Annotated in this window: 23 protein-coding genes; 9 read left to right on the top strand and 14 right to left on the bottom strand. The window is 69.2% G+C overall.

Annotation, left to right across the window (positions count from 1 at the left end):
* Positions 1-169 precede the first annotated feature (169 nt).
* Positions 170-2713: a DNA polymerase I gene (gene polA, locus MEICH_RS0114140; protein WP_027893186.1), complete on the top strand. Its 2544-nt coding sequence runs from the start codon at positions 170-172 to the stop codon at positions 2711-2713.
* On the opposite strand, the gene MEICH_RS0114135 is transcribed toward polA, so the two are convergent.
* The 4 genes from MEICH_RS0114135 to MEICH_RS0114120 form a co-directional block, all read right to left on the bottom strand.
* Entirely contained in the window at positions 2706-3260 is a 555-nt protein-coding gene (locus MEICH_RS0114135) for a Uma2 family endonuclease (protein ID WP_027893185.1), read from the bottom strand. The two genes, polA and MEICH_RS0114135, sit on opposite strands and share 8 nt — an antisense overlap.
* A gap of 276 nt (positions 3261-3536) precedes the next feature.
* A complete protein-coding gene (locus MEICH_RS25125; protein ID WP_036218572.1) occupies positions 3537-5339 on the bottom strand; it encodes a flotillin family protein in 1803 nt (600 codons plus the stop codon).
* A gap of 227 nt (positions 5340-5566) precedes the next feature.
* Positions 5567-6232: an OB-fold-containig protein gene (locus tag MEICH_RS0114125; RefSeq protein ID WP_027893184.1), complete on the bottom strand. Its 666-nt coding sequence runs from the start codon at positions 6230-6232 to the stop codon at positions 5567-5569.
* Positions 6233-6273: 41 nt separating this feature from the next.
* Positions 6274-6750: an S-layer homology domain-containing protein gene (locus tag MEICH_RS0114120; RefSeq protein WP_027893183.1), complete on the bottom strand. Its 477-nt coding sequence runs from the start codon at positions 6748-6750 to the stop codon at positions 6274-6276.
* A gap of 180 nt (positions 6751-6930) precedes the next feature.
* On the opposite strand from MEICH_RS0114120, the gene glmM reads away from it, so the two are divergent.
* The 3 genes from glmM (at position 6931) to MEICH_RS0114105 (ending at position 9219) form a co-directional block, all read left to right on the top strand.
* Complete coding sequence (gene glmM, locus MEICH_RS0114115; protein ID WP_027893182.1) at positions 6931-8238, top strand: phosphoglucosamine mutase; 1308 nt, start codon at positions 6931-6933, stop codon at positions 8236-8238.
* Positions 8239-8306: 68 nt separating this feature from the next.
* On the top strand, positions 8307-8588 hold the full coding sequence (gene rbfA, locus MEICH_RS25120) for a 30S ribosome-binding factor RbfA (protein ID WP_036218571.1): 282 nt from the start codon (positions 8307-8309) through the stop codon (positions 8586-8588).
* A gap of 232 nt (positions 8589-8820) precedes the next feature.
* A complete protein-coding gene (locus MEICH_RS0114105; protein WP_027893181.1) occupies positions 8821-9219 on the top strand; it encodes an acyl-CoA thioesterase in 399 nt (132 codons plus the stop codon).
* A gap of 17 nt (positions 9220-9236) precedes the next feature.
* Here the strand turns inward: MEICH_RS0114105 and MEICH_RS28790 are convergent, their stop codons facing one another.
* The 3 genes from MEICH_RS28790 to gatC form a co-directional block, all read right to left on the bottom strand.
* Positions 9237-9467: a hypothetical protein gene (locus MEICH_RS28790; RefSeq protein ID WP_157202791.1), complete on the bottom strand. Its 231-nt coding sequence runs from the start codon at positions 9465-9467 to the stop codon at positions 9237-9239.
* A 220-nt stretch (positions 9468-9687) separates the two neighbouring features.
* Positions 9688-10959: a serine--tRNA ligase gene (gene serS / locus MEICH_RS0114100; protein ID WP_027893180.1), complete on the bottom strand. Its 1272-nt coding sequence runs from the start codon at positions 10957-10959 to the stop codon at positions 9688-9690.
* A gap of 238 nt (positions 10960-11197) precedes the next feature.
* Positions 11198-11485: an Asp-tRNA(Asn)/Glu-tRNA(Gln) amidotransferase subunit GatC gene (gatC, locus tag MEICH_RS0114095; protein ID WP_027893179.1), complete on the bottom strand. Its 288-nt coding sequence runs from the start codon at positions 11483-11485 to the stop codon at positions 11198-11200.
* 204 nt (positions 11486-11689) lie between these two features.
* On the opposite strand from gatC, the gene MEICH_RS0114090 reads away from it, so the two are divergent.
* Both MEICH_RS0114090 and mnmC2 read left to right on the top strand, forming a co-directional pair.
* Entirely contained in the window at positions 11690-13117 is a 1428-nt protein-coding gene (locus MEICH_RS0114090; protein ID WP_027893178.1) for a pyridoxal phosphate-dependent decarboxylase family protein, read from the top strand.
* A complete protein-coding gene (gene mnmC2 / locus MEICH_RS28070; RefSeq protein WP_084542308.1) occupies positions 13104-13808 on the top strand; it encodes a tRNA (5-methylaminomethyl-2-thiouridine)(34)-methyltransferase MnmC2 in 705 nt (234 codons plus the stop codon). Before MEICH_RS0114090 ends, mnmC2 begins: the two co-directional genes overlap by 14 nt.
* Here mnmC2 and MEICH_RS0114085 read toward each other — a convergent pair.
* Both MEICH_RS0114085 and MEICH_RS0114080 read right to left on the bottom strand, forming a co-directional pair.
* The gene (locus MEICH_RS0114085; RefSeq protein WP_157202790.1) at positions 13723-14931 is read right to left on the bottom strand and encodes a polysaccharide deacetylase family protein; all 1209 of its coding nucleotides are present in this window, start codon (positions 14929-14931) and stop codon (positions 13723-13725) included. The genes mnmC2 and MEICH_RS0114085 overlap by 86 nt on opposite strands.
* On the bottom strand, positions 14907-16076 hold the full coding sequence (locus MEICH_RS0114080) for an MFS transporter (protein ID WP_027893176.1): 1170 nt from the start codon (positions 16074-16076) through the stop codon (positions 14907-14909). Before MEICH_RS0114080 ends, MEICH_RS0114085 begins: the two co-directional genes overlap by 25 nt.
* An 85-nt stretch (positions 16077-16161) precedes the next feature.
* Here MEICH_RS0114080 and MEICH_RS0114075 point away from each other — a divergent pair, with 85 nt between their 5' ends.
* Positions 16162-16848, top strand: a complete 687-nt coding sequence (locus tag MEICH_RS0114075) for a glycosyltransferase family 2 protein (protein WP_027893175.1) — start codon at positions 16162-16164, stop codon at positions 16846-16848.
* On the opposite strand, the gene MEICH_RS0114070 is transcribed toward MEICH_RS0114075, so the two are convergent.
* The 4 genes from MEICH_RS0114070 to MEICH_RS25110 form a co-directional block, all read right to left on the bottom strand.
* Entirely contained in the window at positions 16796-17995 is a 1200-nt protein-coding gene (locus MEICH_RS0114070) for a glycosyltransferase family 4 protein (protein ID WP_027893174.1), read from the bottom strand. The two genes, MEICH_RS0114075 and MEICH_RS0114070, sit on opposite strands and share 53 nt — an antisense overlap.
* An 84-nt stretch (positions 17996-18079) precedes the next feature.
* Complete coding sequence (locus MEICH_RS25115) at positions 18080-19000, bottom strand: glycosyltransferase family 2 protein (protein ID WP_157202789.1); 921 nt, start codon at positions 18998-19000, stop codon at positions 18080-18082.
* Between the two features lie 30 nt (positions 19001-19030).
* Positions 19031-20098 carry a glycosyltransferase family 4 protein gene (locus tag MEICH_RS0114060; RefSeq protein WP_027893173.1) on the bottom strand — a complete coding sequence of 356 codons (1068 nt, stop codon included), beginning with the start codon at positions 20096-20098 and terminating at the stop codon, positions 19031-19033.
* Between the two features lie 89 nt (positions 20099-20187).
* On the bottom strand, positions 20188-20805 hold the full coding sequence (locus tag MEICH_RS25110; protein ID WP_036218569.1) for a pyroglutamyl-peptidase I: 618 nt from the start codon (positions 20803-20805) through the stop codon (positions 20188-20190).
* Between the two features lie 110 nt (positions 20806-20915).
* Between MEICH_RS25110 and MEICH_RS0114050 the strand changes: the two genes are divergently transcribed.
* Complete coding sequence (locus MEICH_RS0114050; protein ID WP_027893172.1) at positions 20916-21755, top strand: DegV family protein; 840 nt, start codon at positions 20916-20918, stop codon at positions 21753-21755.
* Positions 21756-21782: 27 nt separating this feature from the next.
* On the opposite strand, the gene MEICH_RS0114045 is transcribed toward MEICH_RS0114050, so the two are convergent.
* The gene (locus MEICH_RS0114045; RefSeq protein ID WP_027893171.1) at positions 21783-22358 is read right to left on the bottom strand and encodes a TetR/AcrR family transcriptional regulator; all 576 of its coding nucleotides are present in this window, start codon (positions 22356-22358) and stop codon (positions 21783-21785) included.
* Between the two features lie 199 nt (positions 22359-22557).
* On the opposite strand from MEICH_RS0114045, the gene mfd reads away from it, so the two are divergent.
* Positions 22558-25503: a transcription-repair coupling factor gene (mfd, locus tag MEICH_RS0114040; protein WP_027893170.1), complete on the top strand. Its 2946-nt coding sequence runs from the start codon at positions 22558-22560 to the stop codon at positions 25501-25503.
* Positions 25504-25505: the final 2 nt, after the last annotated feature.

Here is a 25505-nt window from a genome sequence, read left to right as displayed (position 1 = left end):
TAACAAGGGGGGCCGGGGGGGATACCCCCTCCCCGCCGGCGGGGAGGGCCGGGGTGGGGTCCTTTCACCACAGGCTACGAGCTGACGGCTGAAGGCTGATAACTGAGCGCTGATGGCTACCCCGTCCTGGTTCTGTTCACAGCGAAATGGATGGGGTTAGAATGGCCCCGTGCAGCAAGGCTTATTCGACCCCGACCCCCAGCCCGCTCCGGCGCCCCGCGCCGAGCGGGTCATCCTGATCGACGGGCACCACCTGGCGTACCGCACCTATTTCGCCTTCGAGAAGCTCACCACCTCCACCGGGGAGCCGGTACAGGCCATCTTCGGCTTCCTGCGAACGCTGCTGAAGTACCTCAAGGAGAACAGCTCCTGCGTCATCGTGGTCTTCGACGCGCCCGCCAAGACCTTCCGGCACGACAACTTCGAGGCCTACAAGGCGGGGCGGGCCCCCACGCCCGAGGACCTGCCCGAGCAGATCCGCAAGATCAAGCGGGTTGTCGAGCTGCTGGGGCTCGTGCGCCTCGAGGTCCCCGGCTACGAGGCCGACGACGTGATCGGCACGCTGGCGAAGAAGGCCGAGGCCGAGGGTTACCCGGTGCGCATCCTCACCGGCGACCGCGACGCCTACCAGCTTCTGAGCGAGAACGTCTGGGTCTTCCACCCCGACGGCTCGATCATCGGGCCCAACCAGGTGAAGGAGAAGTACGGCGTCGGCGTGGAACAGTGGGTGGACTACCGCGCCCTCACCGGCGACAACTCCGACAACATCCCGGGGGCCAAGGGCATCGGGCCGAAGGGGGCAGTCAAGCTGCTGGAGGAGTGGGGGAGCCTCGAGAACCTCCTGGCGCACCTCGAGGAGGTCAAGCCCGAGCGCACCCGCGAGCTCATCCGGGCCAGCCTCGACGACGTGCTGCTCTCGCGCCAGCTCTCCGAGATCCACACCGACGTGCCCCTCGAGCCCGACCTCTGCGACTTCTCCAAGGCCCACCGCCGCGAGCCGAAGACCGCCGAGCTGCGGGAGATGCTCGAGCAGCTCGAGTTCGGCTCCATCCTGCGCGACCTGGGGCTCCTCGAGGCCCACCGCCCCACCACCGAGGCCCCCTGGCCCCCGCCCGAAGGGGCCTTCCTGGGCTTCACCCTCGACCGCGCCCAGCCGATGTGGGCCGAGCTCACCGGCCTGGCCGCCGCCAAGGACGACACGGTCTATACGGGCCTGACCAGCCTGGCCGGCCTGAAAGCTCTGGGCCGCCTCGACAGCCTCGAGGCCAAGGACCTCAGCGTGCTGCTGCTGCGTGAGGGCTACTGGGTGCCCCCCGGCGACGACCCCATGCTGCTGGCCTACCTCTACGACCCCGCCAACAGCGAGCCCGCCGGGACCGTGCGCCGCTACGGCGCGGGCGACTGGAGCACCGACCCCGCCCAGCGGGCCCTGGCCGCCCAGAGCCTGTGGGAGACCCTGAAGCGCCGCACCGCCAAGGACGAGCGCCTGTGGTGGCTCTACCGCGAGGTCGAGCAGCCGCTCTCGGGCATCCTCGCCCGCATGGAGGCCCAGGGCGTGGCCCTGGACGTGCCCTACCTCCAGGAACTCTCCGAGGAGCTGGGCAAGGAGGTGGGCTACCTCGAGGCCGAGGTGCACCGCCTGGCCGGGCGCCCTTTCAACGTCAACTCGCGCGACCAGCTCGAGGCCATCCTCTACGACGAGCTCAAGCTGCAGGCCGGGGGCGCGGGCAAGAAGACCACCACCGGCAAGCGCTCCACCGCCGCGAGCGTGCTCGAGGAGATGCGCTCGCTTCACCCCATCGTCGAGAAGATCCTCCAGTACCGCGAGCTCTCCAAGCTCAAGGGCACCTACCTCGACCCGCTGCCCAAGCTCATCCACCCCAAGACCGGGCGGCTGCACACCCGCTTCAACCAGACCGTGACCGCCACGGGGCGGCTGTCGAGCTCCGACCCCAACCTGCAGAACATCCCGGTGCGCACCGAGGTCGGCCGCAAGATCCGCAAGGCCTTCGTGGCCCGCCCCGGCTTCTGCCTCGTCGCCGCCGACTACTCCCAGATCGAGCTGCGCCTGCTCGCCCACCTCTCGGGCGACGAGAACTTGAAGCAGGTGTTCCTCGAGGGCCGCGACATCCACACCCAGACCGCCGCCTGGATGTTCGGCATCGCCCCCGAGACCGTGGACTCCTACCGGCGCCGGGCCGCGAAAACCATCAACTTCGGCATCCTTTACGGGATGAGCGCTCACCGGCTCTCCAACGAGCTTGCCATCCCCTACGCCGAGGCCAGCAGCTTCATCGAGCGCTACTTCGCCGCCTACCCCAAGGTGCAGGCCTGGATCGACAAGACCCTCGCCGAGGCCCGCGAGCGCGGCTACGTGGAAACCCTGTTCGGCCGCAAGCGCTTCGTGCCCGAGCTCTCGGCCAAGGTGCCCAGCGTGCGCCAGGCCGCCGAGCGCATGGCCTTCAACATGCCCGTGCAGGGCACCGCCGCCGACCTGATGAAGCTCGCCATGGTCAAGCTGGGGCCTAGGCTCGAGCCCCTCGGCGCCCACCTGGTGCTCCAGGTCCACGACGAGCTGGTGATCGAAACCCCCGAAGACCAGGCCGAGGAGGTGGCCGAGCTGGCCCGCGAGGTCATGCGAACGGCCTGGGAGTTCGAGGTGCCGCTGGAGGTGGGCACGGGGACCGGGTCGAACTGGCTCGAGGCTAAATAGCGATACCCTGGTAAACCTCATCGAGCGAGAGGCTGGCGGCCAGGCAGGGGATCTCGAGGCTGCCGCCCTCGTTCAGCGTCTTGAACTCCCACCGATCGTTCGCGCGCTCGTAGGCCTCGATCTGGCGCCGGTACGGGCTGACCATGGCGTACAGCCTGAGGCTGGGGATTTCGAGGTACTTCTCGAGCTTCTCGGTACGGTCGGTGCGCTGGGTGGTAGGGGAGAGAACCTCGACCAGAACGCACGGACGAGTCACGTAGAGCTCGTTGTTGTCGGAAGGGTCACAGGTGACCATCACGTCGGGGTAGTACACCCGCTCATCCCCGATCTTGAGCTTGACGTCGGTGATGAACACCTGGCAGCCGCTGCCTCGAGCCGCCCCGTTCAGCGCTCCGGCGATGTTCAGCGCGATGCGGTTATGGGTGAGGCTCCCCCCGGCCATCGCGTAGACAGCGCCGTTGACGAATTCATGCTTGCGACGGCTCTTTTCCTCGAAGGCAAAGTACTCTTCGAGGGACATCCGCCGGAGTTGGCTTGCAGCACCCATGGGTTTCAGTATAGATATCCGCACGTGCCCGACGTCGAATGCCGAGCGCTGAACGCCGATAGCCGGGCGCTGAACGCGGGTCGTACGTCGTACGCCAAACGCCAAACGCAAGACGCAAGACGCAAGACGCCAGACGCCTTGTTCCCCCCCCTTAGCAAGGGGGGCTGGGGGGATAAACCCTCCCCGCCGGCCGGGAGGGGTGAACCGCGAGCCACAAGCTGACGGCCGATGGCTGATAGCTGACGGCTGAAAGCTGAGAGCTGAAAGCCCCCGCCTCTAATTGTTTGACGGCGGGTTCTTGTCGGTGCTGAGCCCGCTCTTGTTCGCCAGCCCCTGCACGAGCTCGAGAATCTGCTGGATGAGCTCGGTGGACTGGCCGTTGGAGCCGGTGCTGATGCCGTCGAGGAAATTGCCCACGCCCAGGCCCTTGGTGTACTGCTCGGTCATCTTGGCGAGGGTGGCGGGGTCGCCGTAGATGTTCATGTTTCCCTTGCTCATGAACTGGCCGATGGAGCGGGCGAGCTCGGCCTGCACGTCGCGCAGGGCCTCGACCTTGAGCTTCTGCAGCTCGAACTCGAGCGCGGCCTGGCTGTAGGTCTGCTTGTTCTCTAGGGCCTGGCGCTCGACGTTGACCCGGGCCTGCTCCACGCTGACGCGCTCGCGCTCGACGTCCACGTCCACCATCTTGCCCGCGGTTTGGCCCTTGGCGATGAGTTCCTGGGCCTCCGCCTCGGCCCGGGCGCGGGTGATGGCGGCCTCGGCCTCGAGCTGCGCCGCCGTCTTGGCGGCTTCGGCCTTACGCACCTCGGCAAAGGCGGCCACCTCGGCCTCGGTCTGCTTGCGGATGCGGTCCTGCTCGATGGCCTGCTTGGCGGTGATGAGCCGGGTCTGGGCCTCGCGCTCGGCCTCGGCCAGTTGCTGCACGGTGATCACCGATTGGTTGGCCTTCTCGCGCTCGGCCTGGGCCTCGAGGGCGGCCTTCTCGGCCTCGGCCCGCCGCCGTTCGGCCTCGGTGACGGCGATCTCCCGCTCGCGCTCGGCCAGGGCTACGGCCTTCTCGCGCTCGACGTCGGTGGTCTGGCGCTCCTGCTCCTTCAAGAGCAGCAGCTTGTCGCGCTCGATGGCGGCGGTCTTGACCGACTGTTCCTGCACGATCTCGGCCTCGCGGGTCAGGCGCTCCTGCTCGATGCGGTAGATGTCGGCCTCGCGCTTCTTCTCGGCCGTGACCTTGGCGATCTCGGCCTGCTGGGCGGCCTCGGCCTGGGCCTGGGTGCGCTCGAGGCCGAGGATCTCCTGCTGGGTCTCGACGTTCTTGAGCGTGATGGCCCGCCGCGCCTCCTGCTCGAGGCGGTTGCGCTCGACGAGGGCGGCCTGGGTGATCTCGGTGATCTTGCGCTTGCCCTGCGCGTCGAAGATGTTGGAGTCGGAGAGGAGGTCCTGGGAGGTCTGGTCGAGGCGGGAGATGGTCACCGACTCGAGCGTGAGGCCGTTTTGCTCGAGGTCGCTGCGCACGAGCTGCTGCACCGAGGTGGCGAACACGTCGCGCTGGGCGTGGATCTCCACGAGGTCCTGCGTCGCGGCCACGCTGCGCAGCGCCGAGACCAGCTTCTCGAACACCAGCTCCGACACCGCCTGCGGCGTCACCGACTTCTCGCCCAGCGAGCGCGAGGCGTTCAGGACGTCGGTCTCGTTGGGCAGCACCTTGATGTAGAACTCGGCCTTGACGTCGAGGCGGAGGTTGTCCTTGGTGATGAGCGCGTCGGGGCCCTTGCGCTCGACCTCGAGCTTCATGGTCTCGAGGCTCACTGGCACGTAGCGCTGGATGATGGGGAAGAAGAAGCCGCCGCGGTCGATCATCACCCGCCGCCCGCCGAAGCCGGTCATCACGTAGGCGAGGTTGGCCGAGGGCTTGATGTAGAAGCGCTGGATCATCCAGGCCAGCAGCCCCACCAGCAGCACCACCAGCCCCAGCACCCCGCTCACCGCGCTGTTGAGCGCCGACCAGTTGGGCACGTACGAGGGGCCGAAGAGCGACAGGCCGATGAGGGCGATAGACACCACGACAAACGCCACTACCATTTTGGAATCACCTCCGATACCAGCGCATCCTACAGGGCTTGCGGCCGCCTAGCAACCGCGCGGGAAGGCTTTAAGCCGCACCGTAGTGGGTCTGCAGAACGGCGATGGCAGCAAACTCACTGCGGCGCTCCCATGCTCCCTCGGGTCGGGACGAGGCCGTAAGCCTCACCCTGGAGCCGCTTAGCTGTGGTACGGGGCTATTCTAAGCGTTTCCGCCGGCCGGCGGGTCAGTTGGGCCTGGCTTCCTGTGGGAAGGGGTGGGCCTGCACGAGGTAGACCCCGCGCTCCTTGTCGTAGTCGAGCACCAGGATTTCGCGGCCCGCCTCGAGCTCGGGCTCCCCCGGTAGGGTCTGGCAGACCACCCGGTGGATGTTGCCGAAGCGGTCGCGCACGTTGGCCGCTCCGCCCGTGGCCGTGACGCGGAACGCCGCGCGGCCCCACATGCCCACCAGGTCGCCGGTCTGGATGGCGCTCTTGCGGCTGGCGAAGAGGCGACCCATCAGCCGGGCCAGGCCCTGCCCCACCAGGGCAGCGCCCAGCAGGCCCAGCAGGGCCGAGACGGGGAAGAACAGCGCGGGCGGCAGGAAGCTGGAGAGCCAGTTGTTGCTGACCAACCCCACCAGCCCCCAGGTCGCCATCAGCATCGGCAGCAGCAGGGAGAGGGAGATCCCGCGTCCGAAGCCGAAGAAGCCTGCCAGGTCGCCCAAAGGCGAGCCGTGGCCGTGGTCGCCGGGGTCGGGATGGTCGCCGTGGCCGTGGTCGGCGTCGCCGTCGTGGGCGTGATCGCCGTGGGCGCCCATCAGCACCACCCCCAGGCTCAGCAGCAGCCCCACCGCCAGGGGCAGGGCGAAGACGAAGTTCCACCAGTTCAGCAACTCGCCCAAGGGGTTCACCTGTTCATAATCTATCCCAAAAAGTGCGGGCCGGTGTGACCCTACCTGAAGTAGGGCAGGCCGAGCGCCACTAAGCTGCTATAAACCACGCGCCAGCCGCCCGGACCCGACACGAGCCGGGCCGTGCCCCGGCGGGTGTAAACGCTGCCCCCTTCCGAGATGACCACCTGGAAGCTGACCGTGGCCTCGCCCCCGCTGACGCGGGTTTGCAGCCCCCGGAGCTCGAACCCGTCGATCTTCCCCACGGCGCCGGTCGCGAAGCCGGGAGGGGCGCCCTCGAGGAACTCGAGGCTCCACCCCGGATCGCCGCACCTGAGCCCCTCGAACACCTGCCGCAGGGCGTTCTCTACGAGTTCCCTCGAGCCCGCCGGGCTCCCCTGGACCAACTCCTTCGCCGCCAGCGCCCGCACCGCCTCCGCCGCCCAGTGGCAAGGCGGCACGTCCACGAAACCGCCCCGCGGGGCCTGCTGCGCCCCCGCCAACCCCAGGACCGCCAAACCTGCCAGCAACCAGCGCATGCCTACAGGATGCCGCGAATCCGGGCAGTCGTGGGCCGTCCGGAGCACATTGGGCCTGTGGCACTCGAGGTCGAGGGCTGAGGCGTCTTGCGTTTGGCGTAGGACGTACGACGTACGACCCGCGCCCGGCTATCGACTATCCGCTATCGACCATCGACATTCCCCGTTAGACTATTCGCCGTGAGTCGCAAATACTTCGGCACCGATGGCGTGCGCGGCGTGGCCGGTGAGCCGCCCCTGACGCCCGAATTCGTCCTCAAGCTCGGCCAGGCGGCCGGTGCGTACTTCAAGTCCCACGACCGCCGGCCGGTCGTGCTCCTGGGCAAGGACACCCGGCAGTCGTGCGACCTGCTCGAGGCCGCCCTGGCCGCCGGGCTCATGTCGCAGGGCGTGCGGGTCGAGCACCTGGGGGTGCTGCCCACGCCGGGCGTGGCCTACCTGACCAAGCAGCTCGGGGCCACGGCCGGGGTGATGATCTCGGCCAGCCACAACCCCTACCAGGACAACGGGATCAAGTTCTTCAGCGCCCAGGGCGACAAGCTGCCCGACGAGGTGGAGCTCGAGATCGAGAAGCTGTTGGAGCAAGACCTCAAGACCGACGGCATCGGCACCGTGGCCGACTTCAGCGAGGCCGAGCGCATGTACCTCGACTTCCTGGCCTCCAAGGGTCGCAGCCTCGAGGGCCTCAAGATCGTGCTCGACACCGCCAACGGGGCCACCTACCGCCTGGCGCACCGCCTCTTCCAGCGCTTGGGGGCCGAGGTCTTCGTGATGTTCAACACCCCCGACGGGCGCAACATCAACAAGGGCTGCGGCTCGACCCACCCCGAATTTCTCAAGGCCCAGGTGGTCGAGATGGGCTACGACCTCGGCGTGGCCTTCGATGGCGACGGCGACCGCGCCATCCTCGTCGACCGGCAGGGGCGCGAGTTCCACGGCGACCACATGCTCTACCTCAACGCCCTGGTGCGGCGCGAGCCCGGCGTGGTGGGCACCCTGATGAGCAACATGGGCCTGGAGGTCAAGCTGCGCGAGGCGGGCGTCACCTTCTACCGCACCGCCGTGGGCGACCGCTACGTGTACGAGAAGCTCAAGGCCAGCAGCCTGACCCTGGGGGGCGAGCAGAGCGGCCACGTGCTCTTCCTCGACCACGCCCCCACCGGCGACGGCATGCTCACCGCCGTGCTCACCCTCTCGGCCATGCTCGAGTCGGGCCGCGACCTCGTGGAGTGGCACGACGCGCTGCCGATGTTCCCCCAGCTCCTCAAGAACGTGCGGGTGCGCGACAAGCACGCCCTGATGCAAAAGCCCGAGCTGCACGCGGCCATCACCCAGGCCGAGGCCCGGCTGGCGGGGCAGGGCCGCATCAACGTGCGCCCCTCGGGCACCGAGCCGCTGGTGCGCGTGATGGTCGAGGGGCCGGCCGAGCTGATCGAGGGCGTCTCGGCCGAGATGGTGCAACTGGTGCAGCAGCTCGACCAGGCTTGAAAGCCCGCGAGCCGGTGGGGCATACTTGGGAGTCTCCCCCCGAGCGGGGGAGATCCCGGGACTTCGCCATGAGCATCAGCAAGCAACGCCTCGAGCAACAAGCCGCCCGCCTGCTCGCCGAGATCATCCACGACGAGCTGCAAGACCCCCGCTTGCCGATGTTCGTCGGCATCGAGCGCGTGGACCTCTCGCCCGACAACGCCTCGGCGGTGGTGTACGTCAGCGCCCTCGAGCGCACCGCCGACACCGTGAACATCCTCAACCACGCCCACAGCTTCCTTCAGGACGAGCTCGCCCAGCGCATGAAGCTGCGCCGCATCCCCCGCCTGCGCTTCGTCGAGGCGGTCTGAACCGTAATACCCGATTCGGTTAGTTCGTCACCGAACGGCGGCGCCGCCCCGCCTTGGCGGGGCGGCCGACCGAAGTTATCCGCGTGGCGGAGGGCGGTAGCGCCCCTCGGGAGGGATACGCTTGCTTCGCCGACCGTCAGGGAGGGGTGTGCTCTAGGATTCAAAAAGATAGCCTCTGGGGCTCTTTGGATCGGGTGATTATCTTTTTGAATCCGGTATTAAGATAGGGCCCGTGACGATCCGCGTTCCCGTCAAGGTGCGCTACGCCGAGACCGACGCCATGGGCGTGGTGCACCACTCCCGCTACATCCCCTGGCTCGAGCTCGCCCGCGTGGAGTGGCTCGAGCGCCTGGGCCTCCCCTACACCGAGATCGAGGCCCAGGGCCTGGCCTTCGCCGTGGTCGAGGTCAACCTCAAGTACCGCGTCCCCGCCCGCTTCGGCGACACCGTAGAGGTCGAGGCGCGCCTGAGCGAGCTCTCCTCGAGGGCCCTGCGCTACGACTACCGCGTTTGGCGCGGCGAAACCCTATTGGCCGAGGGCTACAGCCGCCACCTCTGCCAGAACCGGGAGGGGCGGGCCACGCGCATCCCGCCGGAGATTCTGGAGCGGCTCGAGGGCCATTTGCCGTAAATGCCGAGTAAGAAATGCTAAACCTTTTGCTGATCGGTAAATGGTCTTGCATGATGCGCCATCATGCGATGTTCGATGGTTCGACGTACTTCCTGGCTGTTCGAGTAGAGGTATAAGGGGATGACCACCCCAAACGGTGAATTCTTCAGGTGAAGAATCATTGTTGGCTCTGTAAACAGATACATCAACGCCTCCCTTCCAGGGGAAGCCATCTCTTGAATGCGCTGGATCTGGGTGTAGGCGACCACACGCCAACCCCAATAGCCCCGAACCCGGACCTGGTGTTCGTGTATCTCTACCTTCGAGGTGAAGAAATACCTGGCAGACCCCAGAGTAACGGCGAGATAAGCCCAGATAGGCCATCCAATCTCAGCAATCGGACGGGAAAGGAATATTGGTAGGGATATAAGGCAAGCTGCTGAGATACATAGGAATCCCAGTAAGTAGGCGTTAGGGCCAAGCTTCGATTCAACGGGTCGGTTCAAGCCGCTCCTTGCCGAAGTAGGGGCGCAGGGCCTCGGGCACGGTGACGGTGCCGTCCTCGTTCTGGTGGTTCTCCAGCAGCATCACCAGGATGCGGGGGGTGGCAAGGGCGGTGTTGTTGAGGGTGTAGGCGTAGCGCACCTTGCCGTCCTCGCCGCGGTAGCGCAGATTTGCGCGGCGAGCTTGCCAGTCCAGCAGCGCCGAGCAGGAGTGGGTCTCGCGGTAGCGGTTCTCGCTGGGGACCCAGGTCTCGAGGTCTACCTGCCGGTACTTGCCCAGGCCCATGTCGCCGGTGCTCACCTCGAGCACCCGGTAGGGCAGCTCGAGGGCTTGCAGGATGCGCTCGGAGTTGGCGAGCATGAGGTCGAACCAGCGGTTCGACTCCTCGAGGTCGGCCTTGCACAGCACGTACTGCTCGACCTTGTTGAACTGGTGGACGCGCATGAGCCCGCGCACGTCCTTGCCCGCCGAACCGGCCTCGCTGCGGAAGCAGGCCGAGACGCCCACGTAGGTCTTGGGGAGCTCGGCCTCGGGGAGGATTTCGCCGGCGTGGAGGTAGTTGAGCAGCACCTCGGCGGTCCCGGCGAGGTACATGTCGTCCCCCTCGACCTTGTAGACCTGGTCGCGGGCGGTGGGGAACTGGCCGTGCCCGTAGAACACCTCCTCGCGGGCGTAGGCGGGCACGCTGACGGGGGTGAAGCCGCTGGCGACGAGCTGGTCGAGGGCGAAGCGCAGCAGGGCCTGCTCGTAGACCATCAGGTCGCCCTTGAGGGCGTAGGAGCGCGAGCCCGAGAGCTTGGAGATGCGCTCGAGCTCCCCCCAGCCGTTGCGGTTGATCAGCTCGACGTGGTCGAGGGGCTCGAAGAGGAAGGTGCGGGGCTTGCCGTGGACGCGGGTCTCGACGTTGAAGGAGTCGTCGGGGCCGACGGGCGCGCCCTCCCAGGGGATGGTGGGGGTGAGGTAGAGCAGCTTTTTGAGCTGGGCCTCGAGGTCGCGGAGCTGGGGCTCGAGGTCGGCGAGCTGCTGGGCGATCTGCTTGCCCTTCTCGATCAGCGCGGCGCGTTCCTCGGGCGTGGCCTTGGCCGCGGCCTTGGCGTTGGCGTTGCGCTCGGCCTGCAGGGACTCGGTCCGGCGCTTGAGGTCGCCGATGGTGCGGTCGAGGGCTAGGAGTTCGTCGAGGTCGAGCGTGCTGCCCTTCTGCTCGAGGGCCTTGCGCACGAGGTCGGGGTTTTCGCGGATGAACTTGATGTCAAGCATGTGAGCGTCCTACGTCTTATACCAGATTCGGTTAGTTCGGCGCCGAACGGCGGCGAACTAACCGGGCCGAAGGGATACGCTTGCTTCGCCGACCGTCAGGGAGGGGTGTACTCTAGGATTCAAAAAGATAGCCTCTGGAGTTTTTTGATTTGGAAGATTATCTTTTTGAATCCGGTATCACGTCCTACGTCGTACGCCAAAGAGGATAGCGGATGCGTAGGACGTACGGCATACGGCATTACTCGATCATTCTCGGCACGACGAAGAAACCGTCCTTGGCCTCGATGGCTACGGAGAGCGCTTCCTCCTGGGAAAGGACCGCCCCCGGCTCGTCGTCGCGCAGCACGTTGGTCAGCTCGACCGGGCGGGCCAGCTCGGGTAGGCCCTCGGTGTCGAGTTCGCCCAGTTTCTCGAAGAAGTCGAAGATGTTCTTGAGATCCCCGGCCATGCGGGCTTCCTCCTCGGCGGAGAGCTCGAGGCGGGCGAGGTGCTCGAGATGGCGGATCAACTCGGGCGTGATCTCCATGCATTGCATTGTCTTGGCTCGAGGGGCGGGGGTCAAGGGACGGGGGAAGTCGAGGGCCGAGGGCCAAGGCGTATTGCGTATTGCGTCTTGCGTACGACGTAGGACGTACGACGTACGACGCACGACCCGCGCCCGGCTATCCGCTATCAGCATTCCGCATCCAGCGTTCGACGTAGCCCACCCGGCAAGCGTTAGCATATCCCCATGTCCCCCGAGGAATTCAAACGCATCGGCTACCGGCTCATCGACTGGATCGCCGAATACCGCGAGCGGGTCGAGGAATTGCCGGTGATGGCGCAGGTCGAGCCGGGGTTCTTGCGCTCGCAACTCCCGCAGACGCCGCCCCGGCAGGGGGTGGGGCTGGGGGGCATTCCTCAGGAGCTGGAGAAGCTGGTTCCCGGCCTGATGGGCTGGCAGAGCCCCAACTTCTTCGGCTACTTCCCCTCCAACGCGCCGCTGCACTCGGTCCTGGCCGACATCGTGGCGACCGGGCTGGGGCAGATCGGGCTCTCCTGGCAGGCGGCCCCCGCGCTCACCGAGCTCGAGGAGGTGATGAACGACTGGCTGCGGCAGATGTTCGGCCTGCCGCCCGAGTTCCAGGGGGTGATCCAGGACACCGCCTCCACGGGCACGCTGGTGGCGATGCTCACGGCGCGGGAGCGCACCACCGGCCACTCGCAGGCTCGAGGGGGCCTCCAGGCCGAGGAGAGGCCGCTGGTGGCCTACGTCTCGGACCAGGCCCACAGCTCTGTGCCCAAGGCGGTGCTGCTGGCGGGCTTCGGGCGCGACAACCTGCGGCTCATCGAGACCGACGAGGCCCACGCCATGCGCGTGGACCTGCTCGAGGCGGCCATCGAGCGCGACCTGGCCGAAGGCCGCCGGCCCTGCGCCGTGGTGGCGGCGGTGGGCACCACCACCAGCACCGCCCTCGACCCGGTGCGCCCCGTCGCCGAGATCGCCCGGAAGCACGGGCTGTGGCTGCACGTGGACGCGGCGATGGCGGGCTCGGCCATGATCCTGCCCGAGTGCCGCTGGATGTGGGACGGCGTCGAGCACGCCGACTCGGTGGTGATCAACCCCCACAAGTGGCTGGGCACGGCCTTCGACTGCTCGCTCTACTACGTGCGCGACCCCGAGCACCTGGTGCGGGTGATGTCCACCAACCCCTCCTACCTCCAGACCGCCGCCGACGGCAGCGCCCGGAACTACCGCGACTGGGGCATCCCGCTGGGGCGGCGCTTCCGGGCGCTCAAGATCTGGTTCGCGCTGCTGGAGGAGGGGGTCGAGGGCCTGCAGGCGCGGCTGCGGCGCGACCTCGAGAACGCCCGCTGGCTCGAGGCCCAGGTGCGCCAGGCCCCCGGCTGGAAGGTGCTGGCCCCGGTGCCCCTCCAGACCGTCTGCGTGCGCTACGAGCCCGCGGGCCTGAGCCCCGAGGAGCTCGACCGGCACACCCTGGGCTGGGTGAACCGGGTCAACCGCTCCGGCAGGGCCTACCTGACCCCCGCCGTCCTCAAGGGCCGCTGGATGGCGCGGGTGTCCATCGGCGCCGAGCTCACCGAGCGCCGCCACGTCGAGGCGCTTTGGGTCCTGATGCGCCAGGAAGCCGAGAGGGTGGAACTTGCCCGGCCCTGAACGCTTCCCTCAGGCCGGCTTCGAGCGGCTCGAGACCGCCGACGGCTCGGCCACGCTGGTGCACCCCGTGTTCAAGGAGGCCTACAGCTCGGTGCACGGGGCGCTCACCCAGGCCCGCAAGCTCTACCTCGAGCTCACCCGCACCCACCTCGACCCCAAGCCCAGGGTGCTCGAGGTGGGCTTCGGGCTGGGCGTCAACTTCCGGGTAACCCTGGAGAACACCCTGAGCCGCGGGGTCGAGCTGGAGTACCTGAGCTACGAGTTCGCGCCGCTGGGGCGATCCCTGCTCGAGTCGGTGGAGGTGCCCCTCGAGGGCGCGGCGCGGGAGGTTTGGGGGGAGGTGCTGGAGCGCTGGCCCGAACCCGGCGGCCCTGCCGGGCCCCTCCAGCTCTCGGGCAACTGGGGCCGCCTGGAGCTGCGCTTCGAGGACGTGCTGGGGGCGACCTTCCCCGAGCGCTGGGCCACGGCGATCTACCTCGACCCCTTCAGCCCGGAGGTCAACCCCCTGCCCTGGAGCCTGCCGGTGCTCGAGCGCCTCTACGCCGCCGCGATGCCCGGAACCCTGCTGAGCACCTACTCGGTGGCCGGGGAGGTGCGGCGCGGCCTCATGCAGGCGGGGTTTGCGGTCCAGCGGGTGCCGGGGGTGGGGAAGAAGGCGTGGCTGCTGGCTTCGCGCTCCCGTAGCGGCTGAGCAGGGTCTCGCGGGTCATGTACACGATCTGGGCAGGGTCGCTGAAGAGGTGCTTGGGCAGCTCGCCGCGGTAGAGCCAGGAGAACCAGGCGGTGGTGATCTTGGACAAAAGCTCGTCGCGGCGGGGCAGGGGGTGCATCTCGAAGCCCAGCGCCTTGGCCCCCTCGCCCAGGTAGCTCATGCCGTAGATGAAGCGCACGTCGGGCTGGGCCTCGAGCACCCGGGCGGCCTCCTTGAGCGTCTCGCGGAAGGCCCGCAGCACCTGCATGGGGCTCATGGCGGCCAGCCGCGCCGACTCGAAGTGGATCCACATGCAGGGCGTCCCCTGCGGGTAGTCCGGCAACTCGGGGCCGTGGTACTTCTGCTTTTGCAGCCTCAGGACGTTGTTGTAGCGGTACCCGGCCTTGTACACCTCGGCCTTGGCGTCGAAGCGCTCCTCGCTGCCCTGCAGGGCCCGCTCGAGCCCCTGCCGCGGGCCCAGGGGCCGCAGCTCCATCTCGTCCAGCCGCACGGGCTGGTAGCCGTACTCCTTGAGCCTGGGCAGCAAGAGCTCGAGCAGCCGCAGCGTGCGCTCGGGGCCGTCGTGCAGCAGGATCACCGAGCCGCCCTTGACGTAGAACAGCAGCCGCTCGGCCAGGGCGGCGGGGTCGTGCTCGAGCCAGTCGCGCGACTCGAGGTCCCACAGCGCCACCTGCTTGCCCTGCAGCCGGGCGAAGAGGCGGGTGAAGGGGGAGTGGATGCCCCAGGGCGGTCGGTAGAGCCGCCCCGGGCTGCGGGCGACGTGGGCCCACTCGGTCCAGGGGGCCATCCGCAGCGCGGGGCGGTGCCAGTAGCCGTGGGCCTCGAGCTGGTGCCCCGCGGCCCGCATCGCCTCGACGAGCTCGGGGTGTTGCTCGGCCTTTTGGCCGGTGAGGAACATCGTGGCCTTGACGCCGTGGCGCTCGAGCAACTCCAGCAGCTCGGGCGTGCGCTCGCTGGGGCCGTCGTCGAAGGTGAGGGCGACTTTGGGCTCGGAGCGCTTGCCCCAGGCCAGGGCCCCCACCCCCATCCAGCGGCCGAGCACCTCGGCCAGGGCGTAGGCCAGTACGGCGAGCCCGATCAGCGTTTCCAGAAAGGCCTCCATAGCACGATCAGGTAGAAGACGCTCAGCACCAGGAAGATCGCGCCCCCGACCCGGGCGGTGACCGAGACGGTGCTGAACGTGGCGGTGATGAACCCGCCGGCGGAGGGCCCTAGGGCGAAGCCCAGCCCTTCCACCATCAGGATGGTGCCCCAGGCCGCCGCGCGGTTGGCCTCGGGCAGGATGCGGATCACCAACGCGTTCCAGCTCGGCACGAAGCAGGCGAAGCCGACGCCCGCGACCACGGCCAGCAGGAGCATCTCGCTGAAGCCGGGCTTGGAGGCGAGCCAGAACATCGAGACGCCGAGGACCGCCAGGCCCAGGATCAGCAGCCAGCGGGGCGAGACCCGGTCGGCGATGCGGCCGGTGAAGGGTACCAAGGCGAAGACCAGGCCGCCCCCCAGCACCATCAGCACCACCAACTGCCAGGGCAGCAGGCCGATCTTCTGGGCGAAGGGCAGCACCTGGAAGCCGATCATGGCCGGGGCGAAGGTCTGGCCGAAGGCCGCGGGGATGAAGATGAGCAGCCGCCGCCAGGGGTAGTACTCCTGCTTGTGCAGCCGCATGGCGATGGGCAGGCCCAGCAGGCTGATCCCCAGCAGCACCGCCGCGATCTGGCCGCCCAGCAGCAGGGCGAAGGCCAGGTCGGGGTTGTGCTTGGTCACTAAGCCCACGCCCAGCAGGCCGATCCCGGCCCAGGGGGCGGTGAGCCCGTCGGTGAGGGTCAGGGCCCGGCCCTCGCGGCCCTGGAAGGCCAGGCGGCTGCTCAGGGTCTTGAGCCCGGGCAGGATGCTCGCCAGGGAGATGCCCCACACCCCCGAGATCAGGAACAGCAGCAGCGGGGACTTCACCGAGGAGGCGCCGTAGAGCGCCAGCATCCCCATCCCCGCCCCGAAGATGGTCACCACGCCGATCCCGTAGCGCTGAACTAAATACCCCCCGACCCCCTTGCCGAAGCTGTCGGCCAGGAGGTGAATGGTGAAGGACAGGCCCACGACCGCCGCGTTCAGGCCGAGTTCTTTGGGCCCGTAGAGAATGAGGTAGCCCGCGTAGAAGCCGCTTCTGACGCCCTCGAGCAGCCCCCACGCGAGCATGAGCCGCAGCAGCGCGCCCAAACCGCGCTGCCGCCAGGGTAAGATCCGGAACACGGGTAAAGTATAAAGGGAGTTCGGAAAAGCCTGCCTAGAGGAAATGCCGAGCCATTTCCCGCGGGCGATGTGACGGAGGCGTGATTTGCAGCGTTTTTCGGTGGTGATTCCGGCCCGCAACGAGGAAGCCTTCATCGGCGGGGCGCTCGAGGCCCTCGCCCGCCAGACCCTACCCCCCCACGAGGTCATCGTCGTGGACAACGGCTCCACCGACGCCACCGCCGAGATCGCCCGGCGGCACGGCGCGCGGGTGGTCGCCTGCCCCACCCCGGGGGTCGCGTCGGCGCGGCAGGCGGGCCTCGAGGCCGCCACCGGCGAGTGGGTGGCCTCCACCGACGCCGACTCCTTGCCACAGCCGCAGTGGCTCGAGGCCCTCGCCCGCCACGCCGACGGGGCGGTGGCGCTGTACGGTCCCATGGCCTTCTACGGGCTGCGCCCGTGGGAGGAGTGGGCCTCGGAGTGGGCCTACCGGCTGTTTTTGCGGCTGATGGCGGCTTTGGACAAGCCCAACCTGGGCGGGGCCAACATGGCCTTCCGGCGGGAGGCGGCGCTCGAGGCCGGCGGCTACCCCCCGGTGCACGCGCGCGAGGACGTGCTGCTGGGGCTGGCCCTGCAGGAACGGGGGCGGGTGCGCTACGTGCCCGAGGCCATGGTGCGCACCTCGGCCCGCCGGCTCAAGAAGGGGCTGCTGCCCTTCCTGGCGCAGCAGCTGCGCAACCTCAGCGGGAGGACGGAAGGCTACTTCGCGGAAGACGGGGAAAGGGGAAGATGAGCTTCTTGGGCTCGATCTGCTGGATCTCCGTGGCCTCGTCGTAGAGCTCGACGATGCTCTCGGCGATGCGGCGGGCGCTGCGGGCCTCGGCGAACTTGCGGGCCCCCTGGCTCAGGCGCTGGCGCAGGGCGTCGTCGGAGAGGACCTCGAGCGCGCGCCGGGCCATCTGCGCGGCGTCGCGGGGGGGCACCAGGTAGCCGCTGCGGCCCTCGTCCACCCCCTGCAACGTGCCCTCGGCCCCCACCGCCACCACCGGCACGCCCATGGCCTGGGCCTCCCACAGCACCAGCCCCTGGGTCTCGGTCTCGCTGGCGAAGACGAACACCTCGGCGTGGCGGTAGTAGCCCCCGATGGCCCGGTAGGGCACTGCCCCCACGAAGGTGACGTGCTCGAGCACCCCCAGCTTCGCCGCGTAGGCCTTGAGGTGGGCCTCCTCGGGGCCTTCGCCCACGTGCACCAGGTGCGCGTCGGCGTGCTGCCGCACCAGGGCCAGGGCCTCGATCACCACCTCGAAGCTCTTCTCCTTGCCCAGCCGCCCCACCGTGATCAGGCGGCGCTTGCCCTCGGGCCAGGGGGAGGGCACCTCGGGGGCTTGCTCGAGGATGTCGGTGTCCACGCCGGTGGGGATGACCCGGATGGGGCGCTCGACCCCGTACGACTCCACCAGCGCCTTCACCGGCTCGGTGGGGGCGACCACCACCTCGCAGCGGTTGTAGAAGGCGCGGGAGATGCTCTGGATGACCCCGGTGTAGCGGTCGAGCACGGCCAGGCCGGGGATGTAGTGGGCGTACTTCTCGTAGTGGGTGTGGAAGGTCGAAACGTGGGGGATGCCGCGCCGCCGGGCCAGGCCGCTGCCCCACATGCCCAGGAACAGCGGGGTGTGGGTGTGGATGATCTCGAACTTGGTGGGCAGGTAGCGGCTGGAGGGCATGGCCAGCCGCTGCCCCTCGAAGAAGGGGTAGGCCACGCTGGGGATGCGCACCACTGCCTCCTCGCCGGCGGGGTCGTTGGGGCCTTCGGGGGCCATCACCCAGGCGTCGTGGCCCATCCGCCGCAGCTCCCGCAGCAGCAGGTAGATGCTCGTCGAGACGCCGTTGGGGTTGGGCAGGTACACGTCGGTGAACAGACCGATCCGGTACAGACGCATTATCGGAGTTTATAGCACATCCAAGCGTCCCGAGCGTAGAACGCCGATGAAAGCGCGAAGCCGCCCGAGCCCGCCTCGTCCGGCTCAGCCCGCGGAGCGGCCGAGCTCGGACAAGTGCGGCGGGACCGTGGTGCGGTGGTCGGGGTCGGTCGCCAGGCCGTCGACCAGGCCCTTCCAGACTACGCGCAGGCCCAGGGCCGGGCGGTTCTTCGCCAGGTAGGCCAGCGTGCCGCCCATGATGTGGGCCCCCAGCGCGGCCTTGCCCAGCACCCCGAAGGAGCGGCTGCGCATGACCCAGATGCGGTTGCGCACCTCGTAGTAGAAGCGCTCGGGGTGGGCCGAGGCCGGGGTGTACTTGGTGGGGGTCTTGTGCACCGCGAGGCTCTTGGGGACCAGGTAGCCCGCTTCGCGGCGCAGGATCCGGCCGGTGTACTCGAGGTCGTCGGTGCGCACGAAGTAGTCGCGGTGGGGCAGCCCGTACTTGTGGATGGCCCAGCGGGCCACGAGCACCGAGGAGAACGCGGCCCAGCGCACCGGCACGTAGCCCATGCGGCGGGCGGCGCGGAAGCGCCGGTAGGGGAAGGGGTTGGGCCAGGGCCAGTTCATGGGGTGGACGCTGCCGTCCTGCCACAGCACCCGGCTCGCCAGCACGGCGGGCGGGTGGCCCAGGCGCTCGAGGCGGGGCACGGCCTTGAGCAGCTCGGCCAGGGCGTTGGGCTGGGGGATGGTGTCGTCGTCCATGATCCAGACCCAGTCGTAGCCGCCGCGGTAGGCCCGGCTGATCCCCTCGTGGAAGCCCGCGGCTCCCCCCAGGTTGCGCTCGAACTGCACGACCTCCGCCCCCTCTCGGGCGGCGAGCTCGGCGCTGCCGTCGGTACTGGCGTTGTCCACCACGATGATGTGGGCGACCGGGTGGGTTTGGGCCTTGAGTGCTCGGATGCACTCCTGCAGCAACGCTTTGCGGTTGCGCGTCGGCAAAATGGCACAGATGCGGTATTGCGACATGGTTTCCACTCGTCGGGATGTCGATCCCAGCTAAACCAGTTTACGCAAGATCTGGGCCAGAACAGTGGCGCAGGCCTCGAGAGTGTGGTGCTGGAGGGCCTTCGCGCGCGCTGCCTCCCCGAGGCGCCGGGCCTGGGCCGCGTCGGCGGCCAGCTCGCGCACCGCGCGGGCGAGGGGGCCGGGCCGTGCGGGCACCAGCAGCCCGTTGACGCCGTCCTCGACGAGCTCGGCCTGGGCGGGGATGGGGCTGGAGACCACCGGCAGGCCGCTGGCCATGGCCTCGAGCGTCACCAGCGAGAGGTTCTCCCCCAGGGTGGGCTGGAGCATGGCGTCGGCGGCGCGGTAGAGCTCGGGCATGTCCATGCGGCGGCCCAGGAAGTGCACGTTGCGAAGCCCCAGGAGCCGGGCGATCTTCTGCCAGTAGCCCATCAGCTCGCCCACGCCCACGAAGAGGTAGTCCACCTCGGGGGTCTGGCGGGCGGCCAGCAGTGCGGGCCCGTGGTTCTTCTCCGGGCTCATGCGGTGGGGGACCAGCACGGTGAAGCGCTCGAGGCCCAGCTTCTGCCGAAGGGCCTCGCGCTCGCCCGGCAGGGGGGGCCGGAACTTCTCGGTGTCCACGCCGTTGGGCACGCCGTAGACCTCCGGCCGCACCCCGTGGACCTCCTTCAGCCAGCGCGCGGCCCAGTTCGAGACGGTGACCACGGCCCTGGCGCGCTGCAGGTTGGGCACCTGGAGCTTCCGGTAGCCCAGCCGGTAGAGCCGGTGGAGCCCCAGCGGGTACCAGACCTCGATCTGGTCGTGGACCAGCATCACCGGGGGCTCGGGCAGCAGGCGGTACAAGCGCAGGGCGTTGTGGGGGTACCAGGTGGAGGTGAGGTAGAGGTCGTGCCGCAGGGGGATCTCGGCGGGGTCGGCGTAGGCGTGCACGGCGATGCCGCGCTCGGCCAGCGCCTCGCGGATGGGGCGGTTGCCCTCGAGGGCGGGCAGGGCAGCCTCGGGCTCTATGCCCAGCCCCCGCAGCCTCGGGAGCATCTCGCGCAGGTAGACCTCGCTGCCGCCGATGGTAGGGGCGTCGCTGAGAAAGAGCACCCGGGTCACGCGTGCCAGTCTATCCCATCGCATTTCCCACAAACACCCGCCGGGATCGGCGGGTGTTTGCCTGCTGCAGGTATTCGCGGGAGCTGCCCTCAGGGCGACGGGGGCTCAGCCGGGTGCTCGGCGAGGCAGGCCTCGAGCGCGAGCACGACGGCGCGGGCCTGGGTCGCCAGCGGCACGTAGGCCCCGCCGCGCTGCAGGGCCAGCGTCTCGTCGGGCGGCAGGTGGATGAAGCCGCAGGCCGCCTCCTGGGGGAGGAGGGTGAGGGCGAGGTACATCACCTGGTTGCACAGGTAGGCCCCGGCGCTCAAGGAGAGCTGGGCGGGGATCCCCTCCTGGTGCAGCCGCTGCCGGATGGCCCGCACCGGGAGGCGGGTGAGCAGGGCCAGCGGGGCGCCGGGCCGGACGGGCTGGTCTACCGCGCGGTGGCCGGCGTTGTCGGGGATGTCGAAGTCGAGGAGGTTGACCGCCAGGCGCTCGAGGCTGATCTGGGCGCGGTTGGCGGCCAGCCCCAGGTGCAGCGCCACGCGGGGCCGGTGCCGGGCGTAGAGCTCGCGCAGCCGGGCCTCGACCTGGCGGGAGTCCACCGGGAGGCAGGCGGTGGCGACGGGCACCCCGCCGACGGCCGGGGGAAGGTGCTCGAGCAGCGCCTGGCTGGGGTTGTGGGACATCCCGCCGAAGGGTTCGAAGCCGGTGACCAGAATTGGCATGTGACAAATTTACGCCTCTCCCGGCGCGGGGCGTAGTAGACTTCGAACCAATGCTTTTTGAGCAGGTCCAGTATGGGGTTTAGCTTTCAGTTGAGGAGGAAGGTTTTTTCATGGAGCTAGGGATCATCACCGACTCGGCCAGCGATCTCTCCCCGGTAGCCGCTCGTGAGCTGGGCGTGGGGCTGGTGCCCCTGTACGTGCAGGTGGGCCCGACCCGCTTCAAGGACTGGCGCGAGCTCGACCCGGACAGCCTGTACGGCCAGATCCGCCAGGGGGCCCAACCCAGCACCGAGCCCCCCACGGTCGAGGACTTCCTCGAGGTCTACGAGCGCCACCTGCGCCACTACGACCGCCTGCTGTCGATCCACCTCTCGGGGGAGACCTCGCTCACCGTGGAGCGGGCCCGGGAGGCGGCCGACAAGATCGCGCCGGGGCGCATCCGGGTCTTCGACAGCCGCACCGTCTCGGGCGGCGTGTCGGCGCTGGTCTACCGCGCGGCCGAGTGTGCGGCGATGGGCTGGGACGAGGAGGCCATCCTCGGCGAGCTGCGCCGCATCCAGCGCGAGGACAGCATGTTCTTCAGCGTGGCCAGCCTCGAGCACCTCGTGCGCGGGGGCCGCCTGCCCAAGATCGGGCAGACCATCGGCGACCTGCTGGGCCTGCGGCCGATCCTCACCGTGAAGGAAGGCAAGATCAAGACCGTGCGGGCGGTGCGGGAGAACACGGTCGCCCAGACGCTGGTCAAGAACCTGCTCGAGCCCCTCAAGGGCCGGCGGGTGCGGGTCACCGTCGCCCACGCCGACGCGCCCGCCGAGATGCTCGAGGAGATCAAGGAGCTCATCAACAAGACGAGCGTGACGCTCGACAAGGGCCGCGTGATCCGCATGGGCTCCATCGTGACCGCCCACACCGGGCTGGGCACGCTGGGCCTCCACGCCTACCCGGTCTGAGCCCGGTCGCCCAGCCGGCCCGCTCGGTCACGGCGCGAAGGCCAGCCGGCGGGCCGGCTCGATCACCAGGGCGCTGAGGATCTCGCCCATGCGCGCGGGCGGGTAGGGCATGCCCTGCTCGAGCCACCACTTCAGGAGGCGCAGCACCGAGGCCATGAGGTGCTGGGCGGCGAGGTCGGCCGGCACCGCCGCGCCGGGCCGGGGTGGGCTGAACGCGAGGATGTTCTCGACCCCCACGGCGAAGATGCGCTGCACGAGGGGGTGGGAGGGGGGCAGGCTGAGCAGCACCCGGTAGAGGTCGGGGCGGGTCTGCACGTGCTGGAAAAGCCGCGTGGCCGCGTGCACGGGGTCGTGCGCGACCGGCATGACCAGCTCGAGCAGCTCGGCGAGGGTCTCCTCGAGCAGGCTTTGCAGCAGCGCGTCCTTGTCGGGGTAGTGGCGGAAGAAGGTGGCGTAGCCGATGTCGGCCCGCTCGGTCAGCTCGCGGATGCTTACCGCCTCGTAGCCCTTGTGCAGCGTGAGCTCGACCAGGGCCTGGCCCAGCGCCCGGCGGGTGCGGTGGACGCGCCGGTCGGGTCGGGGGGAGGGGCTCGAGCCAGCCACGAGGGCATTATCCGGCTTATCCTTCACGAAGTACAAAATCGTGCCGCCTATCCCGGACGGGGGCGGGCTCTGCCGGCCCACGGGGGGGCGGCCCTCCCCGAGCCTCACCCCCAGCAGCGCGACGTCCCGCCAGCCCGCCTTCCGTGAGCCAGGATTCACCGTCCTGGTGGGCTTGCGGTAGACTGGACAGGTTGCCGCCATGCCTCAGACCATCAGCCTGCCCTACAACCATTACCTGCCCGGGCTGCCGCAGGTAGCCCGCGCCCTCCTATTCGCCCAGGCCCCGGCCCCCGCTGTGCTGCTGGCCCCGCCCGAGCGGGTGCCGCTGTACACCCTGGGGCCCTTCGGCCGCACCGTCTACCTCAACCCCGGCCTCGAGGCCCACGGCGAGAAGGCCCTCTTCGTCTTCAGCTACGACGAGGCCATGGAGGCCTTCCCCGAAGACCCCTCGGCCTGGCGGCTGGTGCTGGAGGTGGGGCAGCGCTACCTGCGCTCCGAACTGCTCGACCGGCTCTACCGCATGGGCTACCTGCGCGAGGAGGACTTCAAGGTGCAAGGCGATGTCCTGGAGCTCGAAAACCTCCGGCTGGAGTTCTTCGGGGACGAGCTCGAGGCCCTGCGCGTGGAGGGCAAGCCCCAGACCCGCTGGGTGCTCGCGGCCAAGCCCGGCAAGGCCGAGACCTGGACCGGCCGCAAGATCGAGCACTTCCCCGGCCCCGTCTTCCTCGACACCCCCGCGCTGGCCCCCGCCGAGTTGTGGAAGCTCATCGAGGGTCGCGACCGCATCGCCTTCGGGCTGGGCGGCCCCGAGCTGGGCGTGATGCCCATGGACTGGCCCAGCCTGCCGCCCTACCGCGCGCGGGTGAGCCAGCTCCAGGCCGACCTCCAGGGCTGGCTGGAGGCCGGCTACGCGGCGGTGTTCTTCTACCGCCACCCCAAGAGCCGCGACTACCTCAGGCGCAAGCTCGAGGGGGTCAGCGTGCGCAGCGCGGCGCAGCTCGAGGCCCACCCCGGCCTCCTCACCTTCGTCCCCGGCCCCTACGAGGGCGCTTTCCTCGACCCCGACCGCCGCACGGTCTACCTCACCGAGCCCCACCTCTACGCCTTCGGCGCGGGCGGGGCCCGCATCAAGAAGGTGGTGGGCGGGGACGTGCAGGACGTGGGGGCGCTCGAGCCGGGCGACTACCTGATCCACCCCGAGCACGGCATCGGGCAGTTCTTGGGGCTGGAGCCCCGCGAGGTGCTGGGGGCCAAGCGCGACTACCTGATCCTGCAGTACGCCGGGGAGGGCAAGCTCTACCTGCCGGTCGAGCAACTGCCCCTCCTCAAGCGCCACCCCGGCACCACCGACGACCCGCCGAGGCTGTCCAGCCTGGGCAAGGGCGAGTGGAAGCGGGCGCGGGAGAAGGCCCAGAAGGACGCCGAGGAACTGGCCGCCCGCCTGATCGTGCTCCACGCCAAGCGGGCCGCCACGCCGGGCCGGGCCTTCGCGCCCAACCCCGAGCTCGATCCTCTGGTCGAGCAGAACTTCCCCCACACCCTCACCCCCGACCAGGAGAAGGCCCTCGAGGAGACCCTGCGCGACCTCGAGCGCCCCCACCCCATGGACCGCCTGATCTCCGGCGACGTGGGCTTCGGCAAGACCGAGGTGGCGTTGCGGGCGGCGTGGCGGGTGGTGGCCCACGGCGCCCAGGTGGCGATGCTGGTGCCCACCACCCTGCTGGCCGAGCAGCACTACCAGACCTTCAAGAGCCGCCTGGCCGGGCTGCCGGTGCGGGTGGCGGTGCTGTCGCGCTTCACCTCCGACGCCGAGGCCAGCGCCCTCAAGAAGAGCCTGGCCGAGGGCAAGACCGACGTCGTGGTGGGCACCCACGCCCTGCTCTCGCCCGACCTGCGCTTCAAGGACCTGGGCCTCCTGATCGTCGACGAGGAGCACCGCTTCGGGGTGGGCCAGAAGGAGCGCATCCGCGAGCTGCGCGAGGCGGTGGACACCCTCTACCTCTCGGCCACGCCCATCCCGCGCACGCTCTACAGCGCCCTGGTGGGCCTGCGCGACATGTCGAGCATCCAGACCCCGCCGCCGGGCCGCAAGCCCATCCAGACCTACCTGGCGCCCTACGACCCCGGCTTGGTGCGCGAGGCGCTCATGAACGAGCTCGAGCGCGAGGGCAAGGTCTTCTACGTCCACGACCGGGTCGCCACCATCGAGGCGCGGCGGCGCTACCTCGAGGCCCTGGTCCCCGAGGTCCGCATCGGGGTGGTGCACGGCCAGATGCCCGAGGGCCAGATCGAGGAGGTGATGCTGGCCTTCGCCGAGGGCGCCTTCGACGTGCTGCTGGCCACCACCATCATCGAAAGCGGCCTGGACATCCCCGAGGCCAACACCATCGTCATCGAGCGGGCCGACCGGCTGGGCCTGGCCGCGCTCTACCAGCTCCGGGGCCGGGTGGGGCGGCGCGACAAGGAGGCCTACGCCTACCTCTTCCACCCCCCGCGCCTCACCGAGGCCGCCGAACGCCGCCTCTCGGCCATCGCCGACCTCTCCGACCTGGGCTCGGGCCACCTGCTGGCCGAGAAGGACATGGAGATCCGGGGGGTGGGCAACATCCTGGGCCCCGAGCAGCACGGGCACATCCGCGCCGTCTCCATCGAGGTCTACACCGAGCTCCTGGCCGAGGCCATCGCCAAGCTCAAGGGCGAGGTCAAGGAGCCCGAGCGCCACGTCACCCTCGACCTGCAGGTCTCGGCCCGCCTCACCCCCGAGTACGTCCCCAGCGCCGAGGCCCGCAGCCGCTACTACGGCCGCCTGGCCGAGAGCAAGAGCCTGGCCGCGGTGGCCCGCGTCGGCAAGGAGCTGCGCGAGCGCTACGGCGAGCCGCCCGCCGAGGTCGAGAACTTCCTGGCCCTCACCCGCCTGCGCCTGCTGGCCGAGAGCAAGCGCGTGGCCTCCATCACCGAAGACCTCACCTACTTGATGGTCGTCTTCGACCACTGGCCCCTCGACTACGACGCCAAGGCCCTGCGCGAGCTCACCCCGCGCCCCGAGCTCATCCAGCACCCGCCGGGCTTCCGCATCCTTAAGAAGGGGCTCAAGCCCGAGGAGTACGCGCGGGTCGTGAGCGACCTGCTCTACCTGGTGGACTAGCC

The organism is Calidithermus chliarophilus DSM 9957, from assembly GCF_000430045.1.
Taxonomy (GTDB): Bacteria; Deinococcota; Deinococci; order Deinococcales; family Thermaceae; genus Calidithermus; species Calidithermus chliarophilus.
The sequence above is the reverse complement of the archived record's forward strand: the minus strand, read 5'-3'. Positions and strand labels throughout refer to the sequence as shown.